This is a genomic window from Hyphomonas sp. (assembly GCF_016125515.1).
GTDB lineage: Bacteria > Pseudomonadota > Alphaproteobacteria > Caulobacterales > Hyphomonadaceae > Hyphomonas.
Genome location: NZ_WGLO01000010.1, coordinates 206,435 through 218,442, shown reverse-complemented (window position 1 = coordinate 218,442; position 12,008 = coordinate 206,435). Strand labels below are relative to the sequence as shown.

The window sequence follows — 12,008 nt, the reverse complement described above, 5'->3', positions numbered from 1 at the left end:
AATCTCGGCTCGACTATGCGGTGTGGTGCGGGCATTCTCGTGGATGTCCATTCGGTGTCCTTTCCTGGAGTTGAAGTCTCGCAACCTCAATCTCCTCGGTCAGGCCCGAATGGACAACCTATTGAAAGATCACACCTAGTCCTCAGTCAGGAAGCCCGTCGAGAGCTTCGTGCCCCATTTGTCTTCCTTCTCTGGCGGGCGCTGCTGCGCCATGCGCGCGACGGCATCGGCTGCCTCGGCCGAAGCCAGCCCGCAAGCCGCTTCCAGTTCCTTGAGAAAAGCCTTCACAAGCGGGATACGTCGTTCGGGCGCGCCGCCAAGACCGGAATGCACCAGTTTGGAATCCGGGCGCAGCTTCAACTGGTTCGGACGTGAGCGGACGATTTCCATCAGGCGCGCCGGGTCCATGATCGTGTCCGGCCGGAACGCAAACACGGCGCCCTTTTCGCCCGCATCCATCTTGGCAATGCCCAATGTGCGGCACTGAACCTTGATCGCCATGACATCGAGCAATTGGCGCGTTTCGGCCGGCAGAGGTCCGAACCGGTCGATGAGTTCGGCGGCAAAGGCTTCGCGGTCCTGTGCGGTGGTGATGTCAGACAGACGGCGATAGAGCGACAGGCGCACATTGAGGTCTTCAACATAACCATCCGGGATCAGCACGGCGACACCGAGGTTGATCTGCGGCGACCAATCGTCAGCCACCTCTTCTTCTTCGGTCGCCCCCGCCTTCAGGGCCTTAACGGCATCTTCCAGCATCGACTGGTACAGCTCGACGCCCACTTCCTTCACCTGACCCGACTGCTGGTCGCCGAGCAGGTTGCCCGCACCGCGCATGTCCAAATCGTGGCTCGCGAGCTGGAAGCCCGCGCCGAGGGAGTCGAGCGACTGCAGCACCTTCAGACGCTTCTCCGCTGTCTCGGTGATCACCTTGTCGCGCGGCGTCGTGAAATAGGCATAGGCGCGCAGCTTGGATCGGCCGACGCGACCGCGCAGCTGATAGAGCTGCGCGAGACCGAACATGTCCGCCCGGTGGATGATCAAGGTGTTCGCACGCGGAATATCGAGGCCGCTTTCGACGATCGTGGTCGAGAGGAGCACGTCATATTTGCCTTCATAGAAGGCCGTCATGATGTCTTCGAGTTCGCCCGCCGCCATTTGGCCATGCGCCACGATGAAGGACACTTCCGGCACATGGACGCGCAGGAAATCCTCCAGCTTGTCGAGATCCTGGATGCGCGGCGCCACGAAGAAGGCCTGACCGCCGCGATACTTCTCGCGCAGCAGCGCCTCGCGCAGCGTGACTGTATCTTCTTCCGTGATGTAAGTCCGAACCGAAAGGCGGTCGACCGGTGGCGTCGCGATGATCGACAGGTCGCGGATACCCGTCAGCGCCATCTGCAGCGTCCGCGGAATCGGCGTCGCAGAAAGCGTCAGCACGTGCACGTCGGATTTCAGTTCTTTCAGCCGCTCCTTGTGCTTCACGCCGAAACGCTGCTCTTCGTCAACGATCATGATACCGAGCCGCTTGAACTCGATCTCCTTGGTCAGCAGCGCATGCGTGCCCACCACCACATCGACGCTGCCATCGGCCAGACCTGCGCGGGTTTCCGCCGCTTCGCGCGCACTGACAAAGCGTGAGAGCGGACGCACCTTGAGCGGCCAACCGGCGAAGCGTTCCTCGAACGTCTTGTAATGCTGGCGCGCCAGCAGAGTGGTCGGCGCAATCACGGCCACCTGCTTGCCGCTCATTGCCGCCACGAAGGCGGCGCGCAGTGCCACCTCGGTCTTGCCGAAGCCGACATCGCCGCAGACCAGACGGTCCATCGGCTTGCCGGAGGCCAGATCGCCCAGCACGTCCTCGATGGCGGAGAGTTGGTCTTCGGTTTCCTCGTAGGGGAAGCGCGCGGCAAATTCCTCGTACAGACCCTGCCCGGCGCTGACTGCGTCGGCACGGCGCAACTCGCGCGCCGCTGCAATCGACATGAGTTCGGCGGCCATTTCCAGGATGCGCTTCTTGGCTTTCGCCTTGCGCGTCTGCCAGCCGGCGCCGCCGAGCCGGTCAAGCTGGCTCTCGGACTCTTCAGAACCATACCGGCTGATCAGCTCAATGTTCTCGACCGGCAGGAAAATCATGTCGCCGCCGGCATACTCGATCTGCAGGCAGTCGTGCGGTGCACCGGTCACCTCCAGCGTGCGAAGACCGACATAGCGGCCCACGCCATGATCGACGTGCACGATCAGATCGCCAGCGGTCAGCGCGGTCGCATCGGTGATGAAGCTCGCGGTCTTGCGCTTGCGGCGCGGCGCGGCCAGACGGTCGCCAAGCACGTCCGCTTCGGAGATCATCACGAAGCCGGGCATCGCAAAGCCGGCCTCGATCGGCACTTCTGCAACGGTGAAATCGGTCTTCTTCGCCGCTTCCAGCGTGTGCACCTGCGCGAGGCCGGTCAGCCCGTGATCGCCGAGCACGTTGATCAGGCGGTCGGCCGAACCGGTAGACCAGGCCGCGAAGATCACTGGCTTGCCGCTGGCATAAAGGGCCTTCGCGTGCGCGATCACGGTCTCGAATATGTTTTCGTCCGTCCGCAGACGTTCCGGCGCGAAATCCCGTCCCCGGCGTCCGCCCATGTCGAACGCGCTTCCGACCGGTTCATTCGGGCTGAAGCGCACCACGGCCCGGTCTGCGAGGCGTGCATCCAGTTCTTCCAGCGTCAGGTAAAGCCGCTCGGGCGGCAACACTTTCGCGGTGCGGATGTCGCCGCCACCGGCGTCCAGGCGGGCCGCGTGATAGTCGCTCGCTTGCTTCAGGCGTTCGTGCGCCGCTTCCGAAGCGAGATGGCTGAGCCCCCAGATCGCGCCTGGGCCGGTATAGTCGAACAGCGTGTCCAGCGTGGCGTGGAAAAGCGGCAGCCACGACTCCACGCCCTGCCGGCGGATCGACGCGCGCGCCGCTTCATACATCTGATCGCCGGATGGCGGCCCGAAGGTTTCGAGGAACCGGTCGCGGAACTTGCTCAATACGGTGTCGTCGAACAGGATTTCGCTTACGGGCGCGAAGGTTACGCCTTCGGCAGAGCCAGTGGAGCGCTGGGTCTCGGTGTCGAACGTTCGCAGTGTGTCGACCGTGTCGCCAAAGAAGTCGAGCCGGTAGGGTTCCAGCGCGGTCGGGGGGAAGATGTCGATGATTCCACCGCGGATGGCATACTCGCCCTGTTCGCGCACTGTGCTGGAGCGGACATAGCCATTGAATGCGAGATATTCCGTCAGCTCCGCGGCCTTGACGGTTTGCCCGCGCTTGATCGCGAACGAGGCTTTTCGCAGCGTTGCTATAGGCGGCACGCGCTGCACGAGCGACCCGGCCGTCGTTACCACCAGCAGCGGGCCCTGCGAGGCTTCGTAGCGCGCAATACGCGCGAGGCCCGCGCATCGGCGCGCCGCGACTGCTGGCGTCGGGCTAATCCGGTCGTATGGCAGCATGTCCCAGCCCGGAAGGTCCGCCTGCTCGAGACGCGGCTGGGCAAACACGGCCATCCGCCGGGCAGCCTGCGCCATGCGGTCGTCGCGCGCCACGTACACACCGATCCCGCCGCGCTTCATTAGCGCTTCGCAGAACGTGACCACGTCGGCGCCAAACGGCGCGCCAGCATAAGCGGAAGGACCGCTCAGGGATTTCAGCAAATCAGCGGGTGTCATCAGGCTACCTTGTCGGCCGGCCTTCAGCCGGCTTGGGCGGCGTAGCGGAATGCGATCAGCTGGTCCAGCACCGGACCGGCATACGTGTCCGGAACCGGCGTCTGGCCGATCAGCCACGCGTAGACTTCCCAGTCGGGCACGGCCAGCAGGCGCTCAAACTCGTCCAGGCCCACGGCGTCGAACGAATCAATCTGCGCATCAGCAAAGCTGCCGATCAGCAGATCCATCTCACGGAACCCGCGCCGCCAGGCCCGGAATTTCAGCTTCTTGCGGCGGATTTCATCGGTCATTTCGGCCTTCCGGAGGGGTCAAAGCCCCTTTGGACTCTCTGCAGGGACTTGTGGACAGGTTTTGGACTGCCAAAGCCCGGTTTATGCAACATCTTATGCCACCTGCGGGGCATGGAAAGGGCGCCGCCTGATTGTGCCGCACCCCGGGTGCGCCTAGCTTGAAGGCACCATGCGCGACGAGCGACTCTTCCCGCTGTTTGCCGGCCTCGACACGTTGAGCGGCGTCGGGCCCAAGCTGCTGCCCGTGCTGCAGCGCCTGTGCGGCGGGAACACGATCTGGGACCTGCTGCTGCACCTGCCGGACCGCTGGCTCGACCGGCGTGTGCGGGCTCATTTCGATGAAACCGTGCCCGGTGAGGTCGTCACCGTGCGCGGGGACGTGATCGCCCACCACGCCCCGTACAACGACCGCTCGCCTTACCGGGTCCAGCTCGGCGACGAGACGGGTTTTCTGACCCTGGCCTACTTCCGGGCCGATCCGCGCTGGCTCAAATCGCAATTTCCCATCGGCGCATCCCGCATCGTGTCCGGCCGGGTCGAGGACTACAAAGGCGAGCGCCAGATCACGCATCCGGATTTCGTTGTCGATCCCGAGAAAGGCGATGCGCCGCCGGAAGTTGAACCGATCTATCCGCTAACCGCCGGACTGACCAACCGGCGCGTTCACGTCTTCGCGATGCAGGCGCTCGGCTTCGTGCCGGACGGCTTGCCCGAATGGTCCGATCCCCACCTCATCCAACAGCGCGGCTGGCCCGGTTTCAAGGCGGCGCTGAACGTGCTGCATGCCCCGGTGACCTATGACGAGGAGGCGTTCGCCCGGGCGCGGGCCCGGTTGGCGTATGATGAAGCCGTGGCCCGAGCCTCGGCTTTCTCGCTCGCCCGCGCGGCACGCAGGGCGAGGCGGGCCCCGGTCATCAAGGCGCCGCCGAGCGCGGTGAACCGGCTGACAGACGTGCTGCCCTACCGGCCCACAGGCGCCCAATTGAGAGCCGCCGCCGAGATCAGCGGCGACCTCGCCTCCGGCACACCGATGCGGCGTCTTCTTCAGGGCGATGTCGGCGCGGGCAAGACCTTGGTGGCGGCCTTCGCAGCCGTGGAGGCCGCCGCATGCGGATTCCAATCCGCGTTCATGGCGCCCACCGAAGTACTCGCGCGCCAGCAGTTCGATACGCTCGACACCTTGCTCTCTCCGCTCGGCTACAACGTGTCCGTCCTTTCCGGACGCGACCGGGGCCACTCGCGCGAGGGCACGTTGTTGGGATTGGCCGATGGCAGCATCCAGATCGTGGCCGGCACCCACGCCCTGTTCCAGGAGATGGTGGCTTTCCGCAATCTCGGCCTCATCATCGTCGACGAGCAGCACCGCTTCGGTGTGACGGACCGCATGCGCCTGATCGGCAAATCCGACAGCCCGCACATGCTGGTGATGAGCGCGACGCCGATCCCGCGTACTCTGGCCCAGGCCGTTCACGGCGATCTCGACGTCTCGATCCTCGACGAGAAGCCGCCGGGCCGGAAACCTGTGGAAACACGCGTCATTCCAGACACGCGGCTCGATGAGATTGTCGAAGCGATTGGCCGGGCCCTGAAACGCGGAGAGCGGGCTTTCTGGGTGTGTCCGCGCGTTGAAGTCGATGACGACGACTCTTCGGCTGTGGCCCGCCATGCCGCATTGCAGGACGAGCTGCGCGTACGTGTCGGCCTGGTTCATGGCCGCCTCAAGCCGGCCGAAAAGGATACCGCGCTGGAGGACTTCCGGTCCGGCAAGACCCGCGTGCTGGTCGCCACCACCGTCATCGAGGTCGGCGTGGACGTGCCGGAAGCGACAATCATGGTGATCGAGCGCGCCGAAGGATTCGGCCTGGCGCAGCTACACCAACTGCGCGGACGCGTCGGGCGCGGCGACCGGGCTTCCTATTGCATCTTGCTTTATCGCCCGCCACTCGGCGAAAACGCGAAATTGAGGCTCGATACGCTTCGGCGCACCGAGGATGGGTTCGAGATCGCGGAAGCCGACTTCAAACTGCGCGGCGCCGGCGACGTGCTGGGGGTTCGCCAAGCAGGGGCGACCGAATACCGGGTGCTGGACCTCGCACAGCATGCCGGCCTGCTCGAGATCGCGGCCAAGGACGCCGAAGCCGTCATCGCCGGCGACCCGAACCTGAAAGGCGCACGGGCCAACGCGCTGCGGATCGCGCGCGAGCTTCTGACGCCCCGCGTCACTGTCGATTCAGAAGCCGGATCCTGAAAGAGCTTACTTGCCCGAAACCGTGCCTGGTGCCGGCGGGTAGTCCGGAATCACCAGACCTCCGGAGAAGATCACCTTCGCGCCTTCTTCCACGGTCATGTCGAGTCTGACGATATCGGAAACTTTCACGAACAGCAGGAAGCCGGAGGTCGGGTTTGGCGTCGTGGGAACGAATACCCCGACATAGTCTTCTCCGAGCCGATGGCGCATTTCGCCTTTGGCTGCACCGGCGACGAATCCGATCGCCCAGGTTCCCTGGGACGGATACTGGACCATCACGACTTCCTTGTACTGCCCCGCCGAATTGTTCTGGAACACATCGCGGATCTGCTTGAACACCGAATACACCGAGCGCACGACCGGCACCCGTGTCAGCACCCGGTCGGTCAGCGAGACCAGATAATTTCCAACGAGGTTGGTCGCGACTGCACCCAGGAGCGTGAGGAACAGCAGCAAGATGATCAGGCCGAACCCGGGCACCGCGTAATCGAGATAGGTTTCGGGTCGCAGCGCAGGCGGCAGCAGCGGCACGACACGGCTGTCGATCAGGTTGATCAGGAATTCGAGGATGACGAACGTCGCCACGACCGGCAACGCGATGAGCATGCCGGCCACGAACCGTTCGCGCAACCAGGGTAGAAGGCCCCGCTTCTGAGTCGTGACAGGGATGCCCAACGGATCGTCGGGCTGCTTGTTCTGGCTCATTCGTTGAAACTCCCCGGATAACCGCCTTCCTCAGCGTTACCGCTTGGCGACTCCCTTCTTCCGCGCAATTGTGGCGAAGATGGGTACCAATGTAGAGATCGAAAAGCCCCTTTCTCAATGGGCGAGCGCGCATTTTGGCGCAGGTGCCGAGCTGAAGGCGCTGAAGCGCCTGTCGGGCGGCGCGAGCCAGGAAACCTGGGCCTTCGAAGTGGTTGCAGGCGGTGTCACCCACCCCCTGATCCTGCGCCGGGCGCCCGGAGGCGTGGCCGCCGCTCGCAGCTCCGAAGCGGTCTCGCTCGCAACAGAAGCGGCGCTCTTGGGCGCGACGACGAAAGCCGGCGTCCGCGTGCCTGAAGTGCTGTACGTCTCCGCGCCTGGCAGCGCGCTGGGTGAAGCTTTTGTCATGCGCCGGGTCGCCGGCGAAACGCTGGGCCGCAAGATCCTGCGCGACGAGGAGTTCGCTGTGGCGCGCACGCGCCTGACCCGCGATTGCGGCGAAGCGCTCGCGGGCATCCATGCCGTGCCGACCGATGGCCTTCCCGAATTGCCGCGCAGTCTCGGCGAAGACCAGATCGCCAAATACGAGGCCATCTATCGAGGGTTCGACCTGCCGCGCCCGGTTTTCGAACTCGCCTTCTCCTGGCTGAAAGCCAACGCACCTAAGCCCGCTAAGCCGGTTCTGGTGCACGGCGATTTCCGGCTCGGAAACCTGATCGTGGATGCCAATGGCCTTGGCGCCGTTCTGGACTGGGAGCTGGCGCATGCCGGCGACCCCCGTGAAGACATCGCCTGGGTCTGTGTAAACTCGTGGCGCTTCGGGCAGAGCGAGAAGCGCGTGGGCGGTTTCGGCGACCTGCCGGAGATGCTGGACGCGTATGCGGCCGCCGGCGGCGCGCGCTTCACCCCGGACGAAATCGACTGGTGGGAAATCCTTGGCAGTCTGAAATGGGGCGTGATGTGCATGATCATGTATTCCGCCTACAAGACGGGCGCTGATCCCAGCGTCGAGCGGGCGGCGATCGGCCGGCGCGTTTCCGAAAACGAGATCGATCTGATCAACCTGTTCGAAGGACTCAGACGCCATGCATGATGCCCCCTCCGCGAAAGAACTGATCGAGGCGGTGAAGGCGTTCATTGACAAGACCGCCGCGCCGCAACTGACCGGGCATGCGGCCTTCCATGCGCGCGTCGCCTCCAACGTGCTGGCCACCGTGCTGCGTGAGATGGAGATCCGCCCGGTCGCAGAAGCCGCCGAACAGGCGCGACTGGAATCGCTGCTGGGCGTCTCGGGCGAGTCAGTGGAAAGTCTCAACCGGCGCCTGTGCGAGGAAATCCGTTCAGACCGCATGAGCCTTTCAACAGAGGGACTGCTGGCACATCTCAAATCGACCACAATTGCCCAATTGTCTGTCGACCAACCGGGCTATTCAGGACTGAGATCCGCGGCCCGCTAACCCGGGAACCGAGCTTGATGAACCGAAAACTTGTCATTGCCGTCACCGCCATCCTGCTGGCGATTGCCATTAGCGGCGTGGTCTGGTCGACACGTCCTGCGCCGACGGTGACGGGCACTGCCCTTCCGACCTTCGACTATGCCTCGGGCGACAGCTGGGCTGTTTCGCCCGCGACACCGCCGCCCGCCGTCTGGGAAGCCGGATGGGACATTGATGTGCTGCTGCTCGCCCGCGAAGCGGCGCTCGTATCGGACGACCGATCTCCCTTGGAAAAGCGCCGCGACAAGGCGGCCGAGGGCTTGAGCGATCTGGCGGCAGCATTCGATCCAATCGGTCCGGTCTATGCGCCCTATCTGCGCGCTGCGACGGCCCAGGTGGATATGGCCGCGGCAACGCTCGCCTATTTCGAAGAGAGCAATCGAGGCCGCGCATTCGTCATCGTCGCAGATGCGCCCCTGCCCCGCGTTGTTACAGAAGCGATCATCGCTGACCCGCTGCTGCGCGACCGTTTTGCCGGCATTCTCTACTTCGGCGATGTTGAGAACCCGCAGCGCTTTGCCGAGGGCATCGAGGCGGCGAGCGTCTGTTCGCGCCGATACAAGCCTGAGGACGGCTGCGTGATCGACATCGAACTGCGCCGGAGCGGCGGCAAGGCGGACTTTGCCGGAGATGGTGCGATCGGTGGGCGCCTCGTCAGTGGACTCATCCCATGGCTGAACACGCGGGCCTCGAAGCTTGCCGAGCCGCTCGGCGATTTCGAGGAAGTCGAGATCGTGGACATCCGCCGCCCGGGCGAAACGGACGAAGCATTTGAAGCAGCCGAGGACTAGGGCTGCTTCTGGTTTTCCGGTGCGGCCAGGCGGAAGGCCTCGAGCTTGCGGCATCGGTCATCAAGTTCGACGAGCCGCGGGAATGGCGACAGATCCGTTCGGAAGCGGTGCGCATTTGCCACCTGCGGCACGAGCACGATTTCCGCCAGACTGGGCGCATCGCCGAACAGGAATGGGCCGCCCTTCAGCTCGGACGCCAGCGTTTCGAGCGCCGTGAACCCGCGCACGATCCAGTCTCGGTACCAATCGCCGATAGCGGCTTCGTCCGCACCGAACTTCTCGCGCAGGACTGCAAGAGGGCTCAAATTGTTCAGCGGGTGGATGTCGCAGGCGATGATATCGGCGAATGCGCGCGCCTGAAGTCGCTGCCAAGGATCCTTGGGCAACAAGGCTGGGCCGGGAAGCGTCTCGTCGATCCACTCGATGATCGCCAGCGACTGCATTCCGGTGCGGCCGTCCACGTCGATGGCGGGCACCCGCATCTGCGGATTTCGGGCGCGGTATTCTGTGCCGAGCTGTTCATCCGCCCCCGGAAGGATGTTGATTGAAACGGACTCATAGGAGGCGCCCTTCAGGTTCAGCGCAATGCGCACGCGGTACGCCGCCGACGAGCGCCAGTAGTCGTAAAGGCGGATCATGCGAGGGAATCCAATTCAAGAATTTCCAACAAACCTTCCCGGGCGATACGGCACTCATCCGCGAACGCCGGATCGGCAAGATCCGCGGGGCTAAGCCTATCCCGGTAGGTGGCACGGACGCAGGCCTGCAGATCGTCAATCCGTTCTTCATCCAGCAGCACCCCGGAATGGCAACTTTCTAATTCGTCGTCCGTCATAACAACGCGAAGGCGAAGACAGGCCGGCCCACCGCCATTGCGCATCGATTGGCGCACGTCGACATACTGGACTCGTCCGATGGGTCCGTTGCCGTGCACCAGTCGCTCGCAATAGGCTCGGGTGGAGGGTGTATCCTGCGTTTCGCCTGGGGCGATCAGGACGAGCCGGTCTTCCCCGGGCAGTTTCAGCAATTGCGAATTGAAGAGGTAGGATGAGATCGCATCGGCCAGTGGGACCTCGGCATCGGGCACCATGACCGGCTTCAGTTCGAAACGGCCCTCCGCTGCGCGGCGCAGCGCGTCCAGCGTGCCCGCGGTGTCCTCGAAGGCAAACTCGTGGAAGAAGAGCGTGTCCAGCGCGCCAACACACACAACGTCGTTGTGGAAGGCGCCCGCCTCGATGGCGCGGCGGGCCTGGCGGGCGAAGACAACACGCGCGGGATCGAGCTCGTGCGACCGGGCCACTGACTGGGCGGCGAGCAGCGTCTGGCGCGCCGGAAACCCGGCAACCGACTCGCCCTCAGTACGTCCGTAGACGAAGATCTCTACGCCCGGCGCCCCATGCTCGGCACATAGGCGCACATGGTTGGCCGCGCCTTCATCGGCAAAGTCCGAATGAGCCGGCAACGCGCCGTGGATGGCGAAATAGTCCTCGCCAGCGAAGATCGAGATGAGAGAGGCCGTGGTGTCAGGATGTTCGATGCTGCGATGGAGCATGGTCGACAGGTTGGCGGCTGTCAGGTGGAGACGGCCATCAGCCGTATCCGCCGAAGGCGACACGGTTGCGGCATTGGCCGTCCACATGCTGCTGGCCGAATAGGCCGCCTTGAGAAGACGCGGCGCTGTCTTTGCGACGGCCTCGATGATCTGTGCATCCGTGCCCAGAAATCCGGAGGCCGCGAGCAGATCAAAATTCGGCCGCGCGAGCGGCGGAAGAACGCCTTGCACAAGGCCTGCGCGCACCAGCGTGCGCATCTTCTCGAGGCCTTGGACCGCCGCTTCCCGCGGGTTCGACACATCGCCCGCATTGCGCGCGCTGGCGAGGTTGCCATCCGACAAGCCGCCATAGTTGTGGCTGGGACCGATCAGTCCGTCAAAATTGACTTCGAATGCGGGCTTCATGCCTTAGCCTCAACAATCCAGGCAGCTGCTTTCAGCTGCGTTTCGCCATTGGCCCCGGCAAGGCTGCGCACCTTGTCGATCAACGCCTGTTTGACCGTATCTGGATCAACGCCCTGATCCGCGAGCGCGCGGGACAGAGGGCCGATGTCCATCATGAAGTTCGCCGTGTCTTCCGCCTTGCTGCCGGGAAGCCGGATCTCACCGTCCCAGGGCGTGTGAGCAACGTTCGCCCAGCCGCTGCCGGCCAACACGTTCGATACAAAGTCGCGATCAGAAAATGCGAATGGCCCGGGCGTGCCGGGCTTTGCGGGCGCCGGCGCCTCCTTGAGAAAAGGCAGCGCGGTCCTGACCGGCAGGGCGGCCCAATCGTTTTCCATAAACGTGCGCCAGCAAGCGAACACCATCCGCCCGCCGGGTACCATCGCCGCTCGCAGGTTTGCGAACGCCGCGACCGGATCAGCAAAGAACATCACTCCGAAACGGGAGATCAGAAGCTGAGCCGGTTCTGCGGGCCGCCAGGCTGATGCATCGGCGACATTGAATTGCGCATCGACCGCTTCCTCGGCCGCGCGTCGTCGCGCCAGCTCGACCAGCGGAACCGACACATCGACGCCTATGATCTTCGCCCCCAGCTTCGCTGCCGCCAGCGACAAAGCGCCAGCCCCGCAGCCGATGTCGATCACCCGCTGACCTTCGACAGGCTTCGAAGCGGCCAGAACCGCATCGGCGAAGGGCGCCAGCATCCCGTCAAGCTGATCTGCGTCGCGGGCCCATTTCTGACCGGATGCGCCGTTCCAGGCGTCGATCTGCGCGCTGTTGTCCATGGTC

General features: G+C 64.2%; 10 protein-coding genes. 4 read left to right on the top strand and 6 right to left on the bottom strand.

What is annotated here, in order from left to right; translation table 11 throughout:
- Window positions 1–135 precede the first annotated feature (135 nt).
- On the bottom strand, window positions 136–3,696 hold the full coding sequence (mfd, locus tag GC148_RS10245) for a transcription-repair coupling factor (protein WP_291070651.1): 3,561 nt from the start codon (window positions 3,694–3,696) through the stop codon (window positions 136–138).
- Window positions 3,697–3,719: 23 nt separating this feature from the next.
- Window positions 3,720–3,986 carry a succinate dehydrogenase assembly factor 2 gene (locus GC148_RS10240; protein WP_291070650.1) on the bottom strand — a complete coding sequence of 89 codons (267 nt, stop codon included), beginning with the start codon at window positions 3,984–3,986 and terminating at the stop codon, window positions 3,720–3,722.
- A 169-nt stretch (window positions 3,987–4,155) separates the two neighbouring features.
- Here GC148_RS10240 and recG point away from each other — a divergent pair, with 169 nt between their 5' ends.
- The gene (gene recG, locus GC148_RS10235) at window positions 4,156–6,234 is read left to right on the top strand and encodes an ATP-dependent DNA helicase RecG (protein WP_291070649.1); all 2,079 of its coding nucleotides are present in this window, start codon (window positions 4,156–4,158) and stop codon (window positions 6,232–6,234) included.
- A gap of 6 nt (window positions 6,235–6,240) precedes the next feature.
- Here the strand turns inward: recG and GC148_RS10230 are convergent, their stop codons facing one another.
- Window positions 6,241–6,939, bottom strand: a complete 699-nt coding sequence (locus GC148_RS10230) for a DUF502 domain-containing protein (protein ID WP_291070648.1) — start codon at window positions 6,937–6,939, stop codon at window positions 6,241–6,243.
- A 79-nt stretch (window positions 6,940–7,018) separates the two neighbouring features.
- Between GC148_RS10230 and GC148_RS10225 the strand changes: the two genes are divergently transcribed.
- The 3 genes from GC148_RS10225 to GC148_RS10215 are packed head-to-tail and all read left to right on the top strand — an operon-like array spanning window position 7,019 to window position 9,223.
- Complete coding sequence (locus GC148_RS10225; RefSeq protein ID WP_291070647.1) at window positions 7,019–8,029, top strand: phosphotransferase family protein; 1,011 nt, start codon at window positions 7,019–7,021, stop codon at window positions 8,027–8,029.
- The gene (locus GC148_RS10220; RefSeq protein WP_291070646.1) at window positions 8,022–8,393 is read left to right on the top strand and encodes a DUF6285 domain-containing protein; all 372 of its coding nucleotides are present in this window, start codon (window positions 8,022–8,024) and stop codon (window positions 8,391–8,393) included. The genes GC148_RS10225 and GC148_RS10220 overlap by 8 nt, the downstream gene beginning before the upstream one ends.
- 17 nt (window positions 8,394–8,410) lie before the next feature.
- Window positions 8,411–9,223, top strand: coding sequence for a hypothetical protein (locus GC148_RS10215; protein ID WP_291070645.1), 813 nt, complete (start codon window positions 8,411–8,413; stop codon window positions 9,221–9,223).
- On the opposite strand, the gene maiA is transcribed toward GC148_RS10215, so the two are convergent.
- From maiA to GC148_RS10200, 3 genes are read right to left on the bottom strand one after another with little or no spacing between them, the layout of a single operon-like run.
- On the bottom strand, window positions 9,220–9,861 hold the full coding sequence (gene maiA / locus GC148_RS10210; protein ID WP_291070644.1) for a maleylacetoacetate isomerase: 642 nt from the start codon (window positions 9,859–9,861) through the stop codon (window positions 9,220–9,222). The two genes, GC148_RS10215 and maiA, sit on opposite strands and share 4 nt — an antisense overlap.
- A complete protein-coding gene (astB, locus tag GC148_RS10205; protein ID WP_291070643.1) occupies window positions 9,858–11,180 on the bottom strand; it encodes an N-succinylarginine dihydrolase in 1,323 nt (440 codons plus the stop codon). The genes maiA and astB overlap by 4 nt, the downstream gene beginning before the upstream one ends.
- Window positions 11,177–12,004 (bottom strand): class I SAM-dependent methyltransferase, encoded by an 828-nt coding sequence (locus GC148_RS10200; RefSeq protein WP_291070642.1) that lies wholly within the window; start codon window positions 12,002–12,004, stop codon window positions 11,177–11,179. Before GC148_RS10200 ends, astB begins: the two co-directional genes overlap by 4 nt.
- Window positions 12,005–12,008: the final 4 nt, after the last annotated feature.

Excerpts from the sequence above, each read along its gene's own strand:
- mfd (WP_291070651.1), bottom strand. The coding sequence starts at position 3,696 with ATGACACCCGCTGATTTGCTGAAATCCCTGAGCGGTCCTTCCGCTTAT.
- GC148_RS10240 (WP_291070650.1), bottom strand. The coding sequence starts at position 3,986 with ATGACCGATGAAATCCGCCGCAAGAAGCTGAAATTCCGGGCCTGGCGG.
- recG (WP_291070649.1), top strand. The coding sequence starts at position 4,156 with ATGCGCGACGAGCGACTCTTCCCGCTGTTTGCCGGCCTCGACACGTTG.
- GC148_RS10230 (WP_291070648.1), bottom strand. The coding sequence starts at position 6,939 with ATGAGCCAGAACAAGCAGCCCGACGATCCGTTGGGCATCCCTGTCACG.
- GC148_RS10225 (WP_291070647.1), top strand. The coding sequence starts at position 7,019 with ATGGGTACCAATGTAGAGATCGAAAAGCCCCTTTCTCAATGGGCGAGC.
- GC148_RS10220 (WP_291070646.1), top strand. The coding sequence starts at position 8,022 with ATGCATGATGCCCCCTCCGCGAAAGAACTGATCGAGGCGGTGAAGGCG.
- GC148_RS10215 (WP_291070645.1), top strand. The coding sequence starts at position 8,411 with ATGAACCGAAAACTTGTCATTGCCGTCACCGCCATCCTGCTGGCGATT.
- maiA (WP_291070644.1), bottom strand. The coding sequence starts at position 9,861 with ATGATCCGCCTTTACGACTACTGGCGCTCGTCGGCGGCGTACCGCGTG.
- astB (WP_291070643.1), bottom strand. The coding sequence starts at position 11,180 with ATGAAGCCCGCATTCGAAGTCAATTTTGACGGACTGATCGGTCCCAGC.
- GC148_RS10200 (WP_291070642.1), bottom strand. The coding sequence starts at position 12,004 with ATGGACAACAGCGCGCAGATCGACGCCTGGAACGGCGCATCCGGTCAG.